General features: G+C 40.4%; 12 protein-coding genes. 7 read left to right on the plus strand and 5 right to left on the minus strand.

What is annotated here, in order from left to right; genetic code table 11:
• The first annotated feature begins 63 nt into the window (after positions 1–63).
• Complete coding sequence (locus G6053_RS13205; RefSeq protein WP_108631784.1) at positions 64–750, plus strand: Bax inhibitor-1 family protein; 687 nt, start codon at positions 64–66, stop codon at positions 748–750.
• A gap of 235 nt (positions 751–985) precedes the next feature.
• Here the strand turns inward: G6053_RS13205 and G6053_RS13210 are convergent, their stop codons facing one another.
• The 4 genes from G6053_RS13210 to G6053_RS13225 all read right to left on the minus strand — a co-directional run bounded on the left by G6053_RS13210 (position 986) and on the right by G6053_RS13225 (position 4,507).
• Positions 986–1,426, minus strand: coding sequence for a carboxymuconolactone decarboxylase family protein (locus G6053_RS13210; RefSeq protein ID WP_108631783.1), 441 nt, complete (start codon positions 1,424–1,426; stop codon positions 986–988).
• A 127-nt stretch (positions 1,427–1,553) separates the two neighbouring features.
• Positions 1,554–1,919 (minus strand): VOC family protein, encoded by a 366-nt coding sequence (locus G6053_RS13215; RefSeq protein ID WP_108631782.1) that lies wholly within the window; start codon positions 1,917–1,919, stop codon positions 1,554–1,556.
• A 119-nt stretch (positions 1,920–2,038) separates the two neighbouring features.
• Entirely contained in the window at positions 2,039–3,070 is a 1,032-nt protein-coding gene (gene glsA, locus G6053_RS13220) for a glutaminase A (protein WP_165306720.1), read from the minus strand.
• 48 nt (positions 3,071–3,118) lie between these two features.
• A complete protein-coding gene (locus G6053_RS13225; protein ID WP_165306721.1) occupies positions 3,119–4,507 on the minus strand; it encodes a family 10 glycosylhydrolase in 1,389 nt (462 codons plus the stop codon).
• A gap of 314 nt (positions 4,508–4,821) precedes the next feature.
• Here G6053_RS13225 and G6053_RS13230 point away from each other — a divergent pair, with 314 nt between their 5' ends.
• The 6 genes from G6053_RS13230 (at position 4,822) to G6053_RS13255 (ending at position 11,939) form a co-directional block, all read left to right on the plus strand.
• Positions 4,822–5,988 (plus strand): porin, encoded by a 1,167-nt coding sequence (locus G6053_RS13230; protein ID WP_108631779.1) that lies wholly within the window; start codon positions 4,822–4,824, stop codon positions 5,986–5,988.
• A gap of 20 nt (positions 5,989–6,008) precedes the next feature.
• Positions 6,009–7,439, plus strand: a complete 1,431-nt coding sequence (locus tag G6053_RS13235) for an anion permease (protein WP_165306722.1) — start codon at positions 6,009–6,011, stop codon at positions 7,437–7,439.
• Positions 7,440–7,451: 12 nt separating this feature from the next.
• The gene (locus G6053_RS13240; protein WP_108631777.1) at positions 7,452–8,108 is read left to right on the plus strand and encodes a succinate dehydrogenase cytochrome b subunit; all 657 of its coding nucleotides are present in this window, start codon (positions 7,452–7,454) and stop codon (positions 8,106–8,108) included.
• Between the two features lie 10 nt (positions 8,109–8,118).
• Complete coding sequence (locus G6053_RS13245; RefSeq protein WP_165306723.1) at positions 8,119–10,035, plus strand: fumarate reductase/succinate dehydrogenase flavoprotein subunit; 1,917 nt, start codon at positions 8,119–8,121, stop codon at positions 10,033–10,035.
• 11 nt (positions 10,036–10,046) lie between these two features.
• A complete protein-coding gene (locus tag G6053_RS13250; RefSeq protein WP_108631775.1) occupies positions 10,047–10,796 on the plus strand; it encodes a succinate dehydrogenase/fumarate reductase iron-sulfur subunit in 750 nt (249 codons plus the stop codon).
• A gap of 195 nt (positions 10,797–10,991) precedes the next feature.
• Positions 10,992–11,939: a polysaccharide deacetylase family protein gene (locus G6053_RS13255; protein ID WP_241254995.1), complete on the plus strand. Its 948-nt coding sequence runs from the start codon at positions 10,992–10,994 to the stop codon at positions 11,937–11,939.
• Positions 11,940–11,982: 43 nt separating this feature from the next.
• Here G6053_RS13255 and G6053_RS13260 read toward each other — a convergent pair whose 3' ends face one another.
• The gene (locus tag G6053_RS13260) at positions 11,983–12,522 is read right to left on the minus strand and encodes an N-acetyltransferase (RefSeq protein WP_206531937.1); all 540 of its coding nucleotides are present in this window, start codon (positions 12,520–12,522) and stop codon (positions 11,983–11,985) included.
• Positions 12,523–12,971 lie beyond the last annotated feature (449 nt).

Genomic DNA, 12,971 nt, shown 5'->3' on the forward strand with positions numbered 1-12,971 from the left:
CTTGCAAAAATAGAATTAATGCTTATTTTTAATTTATATTAATATATCATATTTATCTGTTTTATGGAATCACAAGAATATTTACTTATTAATGATGAGGCTGAAAGAGGAGTTTTTTACAAAAAAACATATCTTCATGTTGCCCTTTCGATTTTGGCATTTATTGTTTTAGAAAGTCTGTTGATAAAATTAGTGCCTTATGATTTTATCGTCTGGATGGTCAGCGGAAAGTTTATCTGGTTATTTCTTCTTGGTTGCTTCTGGTTAGGAGCATCGCTTTCTTCGAGATGGACCTTAGCCCAGAGCCGACAGACTCAGTATATGGGGCTGGCATTCTACATCGTGTTGGAGGCGATTATTTTCCTACCGATGATTTACATCGCTGCGGCGATGACCGATGGCGCAAGTATGCTGTATCAGGCAAGTATCATGACTGTTGCCCTGTTTACAGCATTGACGGCAGTGGCCTTTATGTCAAATAAGGATTTTTCTTTTCTGAAAAATATCCTTGTTATAGGTGGCTTCCTGGCCTTAGGTGCAATTGTCGCCGGTGCAATATTTGGATTTCAATTGGGGCTGTGGTTTTCTGTATTCATGGTTTTGATCGCTTCCGGCAGCATCTTATACCAGACACAAAATCTAAAATATAACTATGGCAATGAGCAATATGTCGGAGCAGCATTGCAGCTATTTTCTTCGATTATGTTGCTGTTTTGGTATATCTTGCGTATTCTGATGAGCCGCCGTTAATTCGGTTTGTTTTCAGGGAAAGTGAAAAAAGTAATTAGCATATATTTGAATGTGCGCTAATTACTTTTTTTTGTGCCAATGTTTTCTAAACTATTTTAAAACGTTTTTCAGATTTTTTTAGCCCCTGATCAAAATCTTTATTTATATTCATAAATAGTTTCATTCAATTCCGGGGATAGGGCGATTTATCTAAGCGTCATATGTTGACACTGGACATATTCTGATGTTTTGCTTGTTATTTCAATAATTCTAAATGTGTGCTTATTCCGATTCTGTTCCAGGCATTGATCGTAGTAATTGCGATGATGATTTGTGCAATTTGTTTTTCATCAAAAAGATGCTTTGCTTTCTGATAGGTTTGCTCCGTTAAGCCCTGTTGGTGAATTAATGTGATTTCCTCTGTCATCTCCAATAAGACCTGTTCTTCGGCATTAAATAATTCGGTTTCGCGCCAAGCATTCAGTAAAAATATCCTTTGTGGAGTTTCACCATACTTTAACGCGTCCTTTGTATGCATATCCAGGCAAAACGCACATCCATTAATTTGAGATGCCCTTATCTTAATAAGCTCTTTTTGGATAGGAGTTAAAAAAGTGTCAGCAAGATAGGTTTCTAAACCCATCATTGCTTTGTACGCTGTGGCGTCTACTTTTGCAATATTTAATCGTGCTGTCATTGTGTTATATTTTTATACGACAAAGTTGAAGGAAAGATTGAATAATAAACTTAAACTGGTTTAAGAAAGCCAGTCAAAGCCGCATTTAGCACCTTAGTCGATAAGAATTATTCACGGATAAATCTTCTTATTCAGATATCATCAGGTAATAGTTGTCCGGATCCCGAAGAATAAACTGATTTTTTAGGGAGTTTTCATTGTAATGAATTTCCTTTTCGAAAGTAGCATCGAGTTTGGTGGCATTTTCAAATACCTCCTGGAGATTGGCTACCCGAAAGAATAAGATGAGACCATTTCCGGCATTTTTGGGTTGGAGTAGTGTAGGATGTGCGTGTTCACCCCATTTGTGAAGGCATAAAATGACATGGTTATCGACTGTTAGTATCTCAAAAGTCTCGCCACCATGTGCGCTGTTGCAGCCCAGTAGTTTCTGATAAAATGATGAACTTGCTGGAACACTTTCCACAGCGATTATTGTTTCTGTTCTGACCATTGGTTTAATTTTTGGTATTTAATAATTCCTTAGCCTTCATATAGCTATGTCGGCCGAGGAATAAACAAGTGAAATAGGAATTCGGTTTTATAAAGCGTTAATTAACAGTTGTTAATCTTTTAATCAAAAAGACTGAGTTGTCTGGCTTTTACCAGATCAAGGACCATGCGGTAACCTGCAAGCGAATTGCCATGCTGGTCTAAAGCGGGACTAAAGGCACCTATTCCCATTTTACCGGGGACACTGACCGTGATTCCGCCACCGACACCGGATTTACTAGGCAATCCAACCGTACGTGCATATTCACCACTAAATTCGTACATGACGGCAATTAACATCTGTGACTGAATTAGCTGGGATAGATTAGGGTCGCGATATTGTCTGTTCCCATCATAACGGACGCAATGATTGGCAAAAAAATAACCTATTTTGGCCAGATCTTCGACGGTGATTTCGATCGAACATTGTTTAAAATAGTTATTGAGTTTTTCTTCTCCTTCGCCATCAATTAAGCCATTGTTTCGCATAATATAAAACATGCCTCGATTGCGATGCCCCGTTTCCCGTTCTGAGTTATACACCGCATGGCTATAATCAATATGTTCATTGTTTGTGATGAAACGGATCATATTAAGGATTTTAACAAATGGTTCCTCACCTTTTCCTTTAATAAGTGCCGTGGTCAGTATGGCGCCTGCGTTCATCATTGGATTAAGCGGTTTTCCCATCGTTTCCAGATTGCCAAAATGATTGAAAGGCTTATCTGTACCAAAATAGCCCATTTTATCAAAAATAGTTGCTTCTCCATTTTCCCGGACCGCAATCATCAGTGCGATGATCTTCGATATACTCTGGATTGTAAATTTCTGCCGGATATCCCCTGCGCTGACGATGGTACCATTGCTATTGACAACCGAAAGTGCAAGGGATTGCGCATTTGCTTTGCCCAGTTCGGGTATGTAATCTGCTACTTTTCCTTGTTTATAACCTTGACGGTTCTTTTCGAGAATGGTATTTAAAGTTGCTTGATCTAAGGCTGTCGTATCCCGTACTGTTGATTCAGTCGCCGTCCGTTGCGCAAGGCACGGGCCTGCCGCACCGGTATAGCTCAGGACAAAAAGCGCTGTTATCAAACCAAAAGTTTTATTCATGTCTTCAATCTTTTTATGAAATCCCAAAGTTAGGAAAGTAAGCCTATTTTAGCTATTCGTCGGTGCAGGATCAACATTCCAACCTGAAAGAATGTCGCCATAGAAGAAGAACGTGACATAGAAATTCTTTTTGCTGACCTTATCCTTCACAAGATATTTTTTTGTTACATCGTAGCTGTCAACCTGTTTGTATTTTGACAATGCTACGGGACTGGCTGCCGGATTTTCAGCTTTTACCATGTCCTGAATTTTTTGCGTGATCAATTTCATGATACCGATTTTTTTGAAAGGATCGTTTTCAACTTTATTACCCGCAATTCGAGATAAAGTACCATTATTTTTTTCTTTTTTTAATTTCGCTGCTGCTGTATAGGCTCTGAAACGCTCCTTAATTTTTGGATCCTGAAGACTATGTATGGTAAAGATAGAGATACCCTGGGCACCATTGTTCAATGCCTCATCCATATCGACAAACATTTCATCATTGTTTTTAGCCATTAAACCACAATAAAGGGTGGTATGGTTTGCTTTATCCCGCACATTTTCGAGGGTACAATCTTTTATGAAGCTTGGATCTTCGGTGTAAAAGTTACTATAGACCATAGGAAATACAAGATCCAGATTCCATTTCCCCCAATCTTGTCGAACCATTCTTGAAGCCATTTTGGGAGTAGGAAAAGGGGAGGCGGCCATTGTCTTTCCGTTTGCATGTACAACATCCGCAATCATATTAGCCATTTCAGTGATCTGATCGCAACGAAACTGCCTCCATTTTAAGTCTTTTGAAGGGTCTTTTTGAGCTCTTGGATCATAACCGTATTGCGTTTTGAATTTTTCTATCGCAATTGGATGGTAGCCATAGTCCCATGCGGCATACTCGCGATCTTGGACGATATTATACTTTGGCCACAGCGTCGTCGGCAGTACAACATCCACATAGCGGTTATAGTCTATGGATATCCCTGCTAAACCTTCAACTTCACAATAAGACTGAATTTTTTGTTTAATGTAATCTTTCACTTCCGGTACCACGGGCGAAAGAAATTTATAATAACCTACATAGGCAGTGGTATCAGCTAGGCTCTTTCCATTTCTGTTGACACTGAACCAATCCGGATGTTCTTTTAGAATTTTATCGCGATCATGTTCCAGGTTCATTGTCCACAACCATGCAATTACCTGTATGCCATATTTTTTTGCAATAGGAATTGCAACGCGATATTCATCAGGACTTGCTGCATTTAGCATAACCCCATCTATGCCCAAATAATTCATCTCCCGACAGATGGAGTCAAAATTTGTGCTTGGATTATAATCAAGCCAGGTCCAAAACATTGCCGGTTTCTCGCGCTCCGCGGCTTTGGAAACAGGAACTAAAAATCCACAGATAATTAGTAATAAACAGATACGGCATTTTCTGATTAATTGTTCTTTCATATGATTTATTGATTCTAAAATTTATCTAAAATGTATTCAACCGGATTCCCACAATTCACGAAGATCTTTAAGGTTATATTGACCGTGGTTTGGAATTTAGCATCCATTTTACGTCCACCGTGAAAATACATAAAAACGGGGAATTTACTCCATTCCCAATATAATTCGCAATCATTTTCTTTGAGTTATAAATTTTATTAGAAATTTAAAACCATTAAATCTTTCATCTGTTAATAGAGCAAGAATAATTAATAATACATTATTGACATTGAAAAGTGCGCTGGGCTACCAGTGAATAGATAATTATTTTAGATATGAGGAAACTTTATATTCCAATTTCTGTCTTATGTTTATTGCTCCATACAACTGTCAATGGGCAGGAGCCGGGGCCGGTAGAACCAGCAAAAAAAGATTCTGTACCGCAAAGCAAAGGAGAGGTAACCTATCCTAAATTGCAGATCAAAGGCCTTTTTCAGGCACGGTATCTTGTGAGCACAACGAAAGATGTTGATGTCAATGGGCTTCATCACAGCGATGGCACAGGGACAGACAATAATTTTATGGTGAAGTATATGCGGGTGCAGATGCGTGCGCAGATCAGCAGGCGCACTGAAGTGGCTGTGCTTGCCAACCTGGCTGATTTTAAAAGCGACCCAAAAACTAAGGTACTTGAAAACGCTTATCTAAAATATACTTTTAGCCCTAAGCTGGCCATTACAGTCGGTCAATTCCGTCCTTGGTTTGGCATTGAAGAAACTTATCCGATAGATATTATTAAATCCTTGGATTGGTCAAATCAATATCTTGAATTTGGCAAGTTGGGCTGGGCAAGTTTTCAGATCGGGATGGCCGCAACAGGGGAAGTTAATTTAGGAGATATGCCATTCAGTTATTCCCTTTCCGTTGTCAATGGAAACGGTAAAAATCAAGTCGCTGATAATGACAACGGAAAACAATATTCAACACGTCTGGTATTCGGTCTTTCAAAAAAATATGGAGTCAATCTTGGGTTAAATGGCGGGATTGGTGAGGTCATGAAAAAGCAGGTTCATGCACTAGGAGTAGATCTGAGCGGGAATGTGGATTTTGGAAAGCGATGGAACCTGGATATGCAACTGGAAGCGAAACAGGCCATAAATCATAACTTATATTATGCGCTGAATGAAGAAGCGCGGACATCAAAGCTAAGTGATTATCTCGTTCGGGGCATCTACTTCCTTCCGAATTTAAGGTATGAAGTTAACTATTACAATCTCAGTGCATTTGAGCTTTCCTGTCGTTACGAGTATATTGACCCAAACTATAAATTAAATGCAAATGCAAGGCAGACGTTTACACCCATGTTTGGTCTGGAGTTTTTAAAAAATTACGGTGCCCGGATACAGCTCGGTCTGCAGCTCGATCGCTATAAAAAGCAGACTCCGAATACCAATGAATACAATAGAAATTTATTTATTGTTCAAGTACAAAGTAGATTCTAATCTTTTAAATCGCAATTCTTATGAAAGAAATTAGTATCAAAAATGTTGCCGTCACCTTTATTGTTGCGCTCATTTTGTGGTTTATTCCAGTGCCGAAGGGCGTTAGTCCTGAAGCTTGGCACCTGTTTGCCATATTTGCTGCGACGATACTCGGTATCATTCTGAAGGCAGCGCCGATGGGTACCATGTGCATGATGGCAATCGCTTTCACGGCACTGACGCAAGTACTCGCACCGGGAGATGCCGGTAAATCGATTACCAAAGCACTGACCGGTTTTGGAGACAAAGTTATCTGGCTGATCGGAATTTCTTTTTTCATCGCGCGAGGTTTTATCAAAACGGGTTTGGGGAATCGTATCGCATTTCTTTTTATTCGTGTATTTGGAAAAAGTTCGCTTGGACTGGCTTATGGTTTGGGGTTGGCAGATGTATGTTTGGCACCTGCGATACCCAGCAACACGGCCAGAGGTGGGGGCATCATCTATCCGATTATGAAATCCATGGCCATCAGCTTCGATTCTATACCTGACAAACCTGAGACGCACCGAAAATTAGGTTCCTATCTGACATTGAACAGCTACTACATGAATTTGATTGCATCCTCCATGTTTTTAACCGGAACGGCGAGTAACCCCATGTGTCAAAAGTTTGCCGCCAATCTTGGAATTGACATTACCTGGATGTCCTGGGCTGTTGCTGGATTTATTCCCGGAATTGTGGCCTTTTTTGTTGTTCCACTGGTACTCTATAAACTTTATCCTCCGGAACTAAAAAAGACGGGCGATGCACCCAAAATGGCCGCAGAAAAATTAAAGGAAATGGGACCAATATCCAGAAATGAATGGTTGATGTTATTGGCATTTTTTATTCTTCTGGCACTTTGGATTTTCGGCGGATCACTATCTATTGACGCGACCACAACCGCATTTATCGGCCTGACCTTGCTCTTGCTGACTTCTGTATTGACCTGGGAGGATGTAAAGGCGGAGAAAGGTGCCTGGGATACAATTGTCTGGTTTGCCGTTTTGGTGATGATGGCCAGTTCGCTGAATGAACTTGGATTTATCGGCTGGTTTAGTGATTTGATCAAGATACAGATTGGAGGGCTGAGCTGGCAAATTGCTTTTCCGGTAATTATTTTGGTGTACTTCTTTAGCCATTACATCTTTGCGAGTGCTACAGCTCATGTCGCTGCAATGTATGCGGCTTTGTTAGGCGTCGGGGTATCATTAGGTATTCCGCCCATGTTATTGGCCATGATGCTTGGATTCCTCGGGTCCATATACGGCGTATTAACACATTACGGGCATGGGCCCGCACCGGTATTTTTTGGTAGCGGTTATGTTGATCTCAAGTCCTGGTGGTTGCGTGGACTGGAAATCGGGATCGTCCTACTTATTATCTATATGGGTGTAGGCGGATTATGGATGAAAGTCATTGGTTATTATTAAAGAAAAAAGCTTATGCTATCGACCTTATCAAAGAAGATGCTGATGTGTTTAACGGGGTTATTTCTCGCCTTCTTTTTGCTGATCCATTTTTTGGGAAACCTGCAATTATTTTTACCCCGGGAGCAGGCGCATTTACAATTTAATGCCTATTCACATTTTTTGTCGGGAAATATCCTGATAAAAATAGTTTCCTATGTGCTTTATTTGAGTATTATACTGCACGCTATTGACGGATTGGTCATCACGATAAAGAATAGGAAAACGGGCGGAGCGTACCAGTCAGACAGTCGTGGACGAGCGAGCAAATGGTACTCACGGAACATGGGGATTCTGGGCACGCTTATTCTTATTTTTTTGGTGATCCATTTCCAGAACTTCTGGTATGTATATAAGTTTGGCGCTCCACCATTGGATGCAAAAGGAAATAAGGATCTCTATATATTGGTTATTGCGGTGTTTCAACAATGGTGGTACGTACTTATCTACGTTTTATCAATGGTGGCCCTATGTTATCATCTTATCCATGGGATTCATAGCGCTGTGCGGACCCTGGGCCTGTATCATCCAAAATTTGTTCGTTGGTTTAAAGCCATTGGCATTACCTATTCCATTATTATCAGCATTGGTTTTGCATTGATGCCAATTTATATATTTTTTACTGTTAACTAAAGGCGAAGACATGACTTTAAACTCAAAAATACCAGCGGGACCTTTGGAAGAAAAATGGACACGCTATAAAAAAACCGCAAAGCTGGTAAACCCGGCGAATCGGAAAAAATTGGATGTCATTGTTGTGGGAACGGGATTAGCGGGAAGTTCGATCGCTGCATCTCTTGGTGAAATGGGCTACCGGGTCAAGTCATTCTGTTTTCAGGATAGTCCCCGAAGAGCCCATTCCGTAGCCGCCCAGGGCGGAGTCAACGCCGCAAAAAATTATAAGAATGACGGTGACAGTGTCTATCGAATGTTTGTGGACACGTTAAAAGGAGGGGATTTTCGTGCCCGTGAAGCTAATGTCTATCGAATGGCAGAATGCTCCCTGAATCTTATAGACCAGGCCGTGGCACAGGGTGTTCCCTTTGGACGAGAATATGGCGGCTATCTGAACAACCGCTCTTTTGGCGGGGTTCAAGTGAGCCGCACATTCTATGCGCGGGGGCAGACAGGACAGCAGCTGCTATTGGGAGCCTATCAGGCATTGATGCGGCAGGTCGGTAAAAAGACTGTTCAGCTCTTTTCCCGCCACGAAATGCTGGATGTTGTTGTTATCGACGGAAAGGCGCGCGGTATTATTGTTCGTGATTTAGATACCGGAGTGATTGAACGACATGCTGCCCATGCGGTTATACTCGCCACAGGTGGATACGGTAAAATCTATTATTTATCCACACTCGCAATGGGCTGCAATGGATCGGCAATTTGGCGGGCACATAAAAAGGGCGCATTGATGGCATCCCCGAGCTGGATTCAGGTTCACCCCACTTCTTTGCCACAATCGGGAGATTATCAATCCAAGTTGACTCTGATGTCAGAATCCTTACGTAATGATGGACGCATTTGGGTGCCGTTAAAACTGGATGAAAAAAGAGAACCAAATGATATTCCCGAAGAAGATAGAGATTATTATCTGGAGCGTAGATACCCTGCATTTGGCAATCTCGCTCCCAGGGATATATCATCGAGAGCTGCCAAGGAGCGGATTGATGCAGGCTTTGGAATAGGTCCTTTAAAGAATGCGGTTTACCTTGACTTTGCTAAAGCAATCAAGGAACAGGGTAAAGATAAAATTGCGGAAAAATATGGTAATCTCTTTGATATGTATCATAAGATAACAGGTTATGACGCGTATTCCGAACCGATGATGATATCGCCCTCGGCCCATTTTTCGATGGGTGGACTCTGGGTCGATTATGAACTGATGACGACTTTGCCGGGGCTTTTTGCGCTGGGGGAGGCTAATTTTGCTGATCATGGCGCCAATCGTCTAGGGGCAAATTCGTTGCTTCAGGCCTCGGTGGACGGTTATTTTATTGCACCTTATACGATCGCCAATTATTTATCGAATGAAATTCACACCGGAGAGATTGCTACAGATCATATAGAATTTGAAAAGGCTGAACTCGCCGTTAAAAGACAAATTGAAGAATTGTTGCAGATTAAAGGAAATAAGACCGTTGATCATTTTCATAAGATACTGGGCAAACTGCTGTACGACTATTGTGGTCTGGCCCGGAATGAACAGGGTCTTAAATACGCAATAGCAGAAATCAGGAAGCTTAAACAGGAATTTTATGATAATGTCATGGTCAGTGGTCAGCCAGATTCATTAAATACCGAATTGGAGAAAGCCGGACGTGTTGCAGACTATTTTGAAATAGGTGAATTAATGTGTTACGATGCCTTGACCCGTAAAGAATCCTGTGGTGCCCATTTCAGAGAGGAATACCAAACAGCAGATGGAGAAGCATTGCGGAATGATGCTGATTTTCAATTCATATCCGCCTGGGCATGGAAAGGAGACGGGGAGGAGCCCGAACTGATCAAAGAACCATTGACTTTTGAAGAAATACAACCTACAGTAAGAAGCTACAAATAAAATGAACAATTATGGATCTACATCTTAAAATTTGGCGGCAGAAAGATAATCAGTCAGCAGGGAAGTTAGTAGCCTATGAGCTACAGGGGCTTAACCCGCATATGTCTTTTCTTGAAATGCTGGACACATTGAATGAGAAGCTCATTGTCAATGGGGAGGAACCTGTCGAATTTGACCATGACTGCAGGGAAGGGATCTGCGGCCAATGTGGTGTAATGATTAACGGTATCGCACACGGTCCGCTAAAACATACGACGACTTGTCAGTTGCATCTACGTTCGTTCAAGGATAATGACACCATTGTGATTGAGCCTTTTCGCTCCTCGGCATTTCCGGTAAAAAAAGACCTGAAAGTGGATCGATCCGCTTTTGACCGAATTATTTCTCTTGGTGGGTTTGTGTCCATCAATACGGGACAGGCGCCCGATGCTACGGTTATTCCTATTACACATGAGCTGGCTGAAGAAGCTTTCGATTCAGCAGCATGTATCGGATGTGGTGCATGTGTCGCTACTTGCAAAAATGGGAGTGCAGCCCTGTTTACCTCAGCAAAGATTACGCACATGGCCTTGCTCCCGCAGGGAAAGGAAGAGAGAAGTCAGCGTGTATTGAATATGGTCAGGCAAATGGATGCCGAATCTTTTGGCCACTGTTCCAATACAGAAGCTTGCGAGGTTGAGTGTCCACAGGGGATTTCTGTGCTAAACATTGCCCGAATGAATTTCGAATATAACCGGGCTTTAATCTTTAAGAAGAAGTAACGTTTTGCCAAATCAAAGCTGATCGATCTTTCGACGGTGCCATCATAGGGTTAATAAACCCTTAAGACAAATAATTTTGTCGTTTTTGTAGCTGATTATCACGGAAAATAGGGATTTATGAAATATTATACTTTTAGAGTGGGTTTTTATGGTATTTTTGAAACGTAAAAAATCACTTAAGTTATTAGGATAGATATGAAGTGTAGATGGTTGTTGATTGCATTGTTCATGGGTAGTGTGACCTTAGGTTCAGTGTCATGTAAAGATTTCTCAAATAAAGTATTGGGCAGTGGCAAAGAAGTCGATAGGGATACATTAAATGAAAAGTTGATCCACAAGGAAAAAGTGCCCGTTCTGTTGAACAAATGGGATTCTCTCCAAAGAAATCAGCTACATTTTACAGTTGATAGTTTGCATCCGATCCCTGTGAAGCAACAAAAGCGTAACCTGAAGGATTCGTTGCGGAGAGCTTTTGATGCACATCCGAAACATATCTATCTGACATTTGATGATGGTCCTTTGATCGGAAGTGCGGCCATTGATTCGCTGGCAAAAGAGAAAAATATAAAAGTAAGCGTATTTTTAATTGGCAAACATGCCAATATGAGCAAAGGTAGAAAGCGGGATCTTGAAAAATATAAAAATAATCCCTTGATTGCTTGTTATAACCACAGCTATACACATGCCAATAATCAATATTCAAGATTTTATAACAATGCGGAAAAGGCATTTGCTGATTTTGAAAAGAATGAAAAGGATCTTAATCTTAAGCATAAAATTGTTAGACTCCCGGGCAGAAATATCTGGATGTATGATGATATCCGAAAGATAGATTTGAAGAATGGCTCCACAACGGCTGATATGCTTCACAAAAATGGTTATCGTATTTTTGGTTGGGATGTAGAATGGCGTTTGAACAGTATTACAGGAGTTCCTGTTCAACCTCAGCAAGCGACATTATCCCATATCCATAACTTTATGAACAATAAGAGTTCGATGGTTCCGAATAATGTGGTGTTTTTAATGCATGATGATATGTTCCAGACAAAAAAGGGACAGCAGGAGTTGTCAGCCCTGATAGATGCACTTAAAAAAGATGGGTATCAGTTTGAATTTATGCAAGATTATCCAATTAAATATTAAAATAAAATGGCCGATTATTGCGAGCACATTCTGTCGGCCATTTTTAGGCTATTCCGAATTCTTTTGGATACACGACTGTTCCTTGTACTCCGGCTAATGCATGTTGACGGAGTTCAATGAGCATACAATTTTCATTTGGAACCTCAAAGGGCATGTTAATCCCATATTCGGCCATTTTCACATAACCAAACTTTGGATAATAACTGGCATGGCCCAATAGGATAATGGATCCAAAATCAAGTTCTGCAGCGATTCGATGCGCTTCCGTGATTAATCTACCGCCAATTCCCCTTCCTTGAAACTCCGGCAACACCGCAATCGGTGCCAAAGCAAGAGAAGGATATTCCCGTTTCTCTGCTTCATTGCGAATTTTGATTTTTGTCAGTAAGATATAACCAACGATTTTACCATGGATTTCCGCGACTAAGGCAAGCTCCGGAATGAATCCGCTCGACTGACGTAATCTTTCGACGAGAAATTCCTCTTGATGGTCACTATATTCTTCATGTTCAAACGCTTTTTGAATGAGCTCAAAAACTGACTGATAATCGGCTTTGCTTTCCTGTCTGATTTGAATATTCATTGTTATGATATTTTGTTTTGGAAACGTATATTTCTATATTATTGCTACTATTACCATTAAAATTATGAAATAAAAAACTCTTTATCGTAAAATCACGTATTTCCATATAATTCTGACACCATAATAATTAAAATCAAGAGTCCGTTATTTTTCAGAATATAACAGTTCTATTTTGAGTAAAATATTATCATAGCATGTATTAAGACGATATTTTGTTAAAGACTTCCAGATATAACTTTTTAGCGGATTTCTTAATGTTTGGGGCTTTCTTGGCATTATAACATTGAAAGGGTAAAAAGTGATAGTTTCAGATGTTTGTTTAGTTAATCACCTATAAAACAATTGTTTATATTTATTTTTGTCAATAGTGTGAAAATAACACTTGCTTTGTTTATTTATTTTTGTATTTTCATATCATTAAAAATTCAATTATAAACCGCCTTTGATAA

Source organism: Sphingobacterium sp. DR205, from assembly GCF_011064245.1.
Classification (GTDB): domain Bacteria; phylum Bacteroidota; class Bacteroidia; order Sphingobacteriales; family Sphingobacteriaceae; genus Sphingobacterium; species Sphingobacterium athyrii.

Coding starts and splice junctions, on each gene's coding strand:
- G6053_RS13230 (WP_108631779.1), top strand. CDS start 4,822: ATGAGGAAACTTTATATTCCAATTTCTGTCTTATGTTTATTGCTCCAT.
- G6053_RS13240 (WP_108631777.1), top strand. CDS start 7,452: ATGCTATCGACCTTATCAAAGAAGATGCTGATGTGTTTAACGGGGTTA.
- G6053_RS13260 (WP_206531937.1), bottom strand. CDS start 12,522: ATGAATATTCAAATCAGACAGGAAAGCAAAGCCGATTATCAGTCAGTT.
- G6053_RS13205 (WP_108631784.1), top strand. CDS start 64: ATGGAATCACAAGAATATTTACTTATTAATGATGAGGCTGAAAGAGGA.
- glsA (WP_165306720.1), bottom strand. CDS start 3,070: ATGAATAAAACTTTTGGTTTGATAACAGCGCTTTTTGTCCTGAGCTAT.
- G6053_RS13215 (WP_108631782.1), bottom strand. CDS start 1,919: ATGGTCAGAACAGAAACAATAATCGCTGTGGAAAGTGTTCCAGCAAGT.
- G6053_RS13225 (WP_165306721.1), bottom strand. CDS start 4,507: ATGAAAGAACAATTAATCAGAAAATGCCGTATCTGTTTATTACTAATT.
- G6053_RS13235 (WP_165306722.1), top strand. CDS start 6,009: ATGAAAGAAATTAGTATCAAAAATGTTGCCGTCACCTTTATTGTTGCG.
- G6053_RS13250 (WP_108631775.1), top strand. CDS start 10,047: ATGGATCTACATCTTAAAATTTGGCGGCAGAAAGATAATCAGTCAGCA.
- G6053_RS13255 (WP_241254995.1), top strand. CDS start 10,992: ATGAAGTGTAGATGGTTGTTGATTGCATTGTTCATGGGTAGTGTGACC.
- G6053_RS13210 (WP_108631783.1), bottom strand. CDS start 1,426: ATGACAGCACGATTAAATATTGCAAAAGTAGACGCCACAGCGTACAAA.
- G6053_RS13245 (WP_165306723.1), top strand. CDS start 8,119: ATGACTTTAAACTCAAAAATACCAGCGGGACCTTTGGAAGAAAAATGG.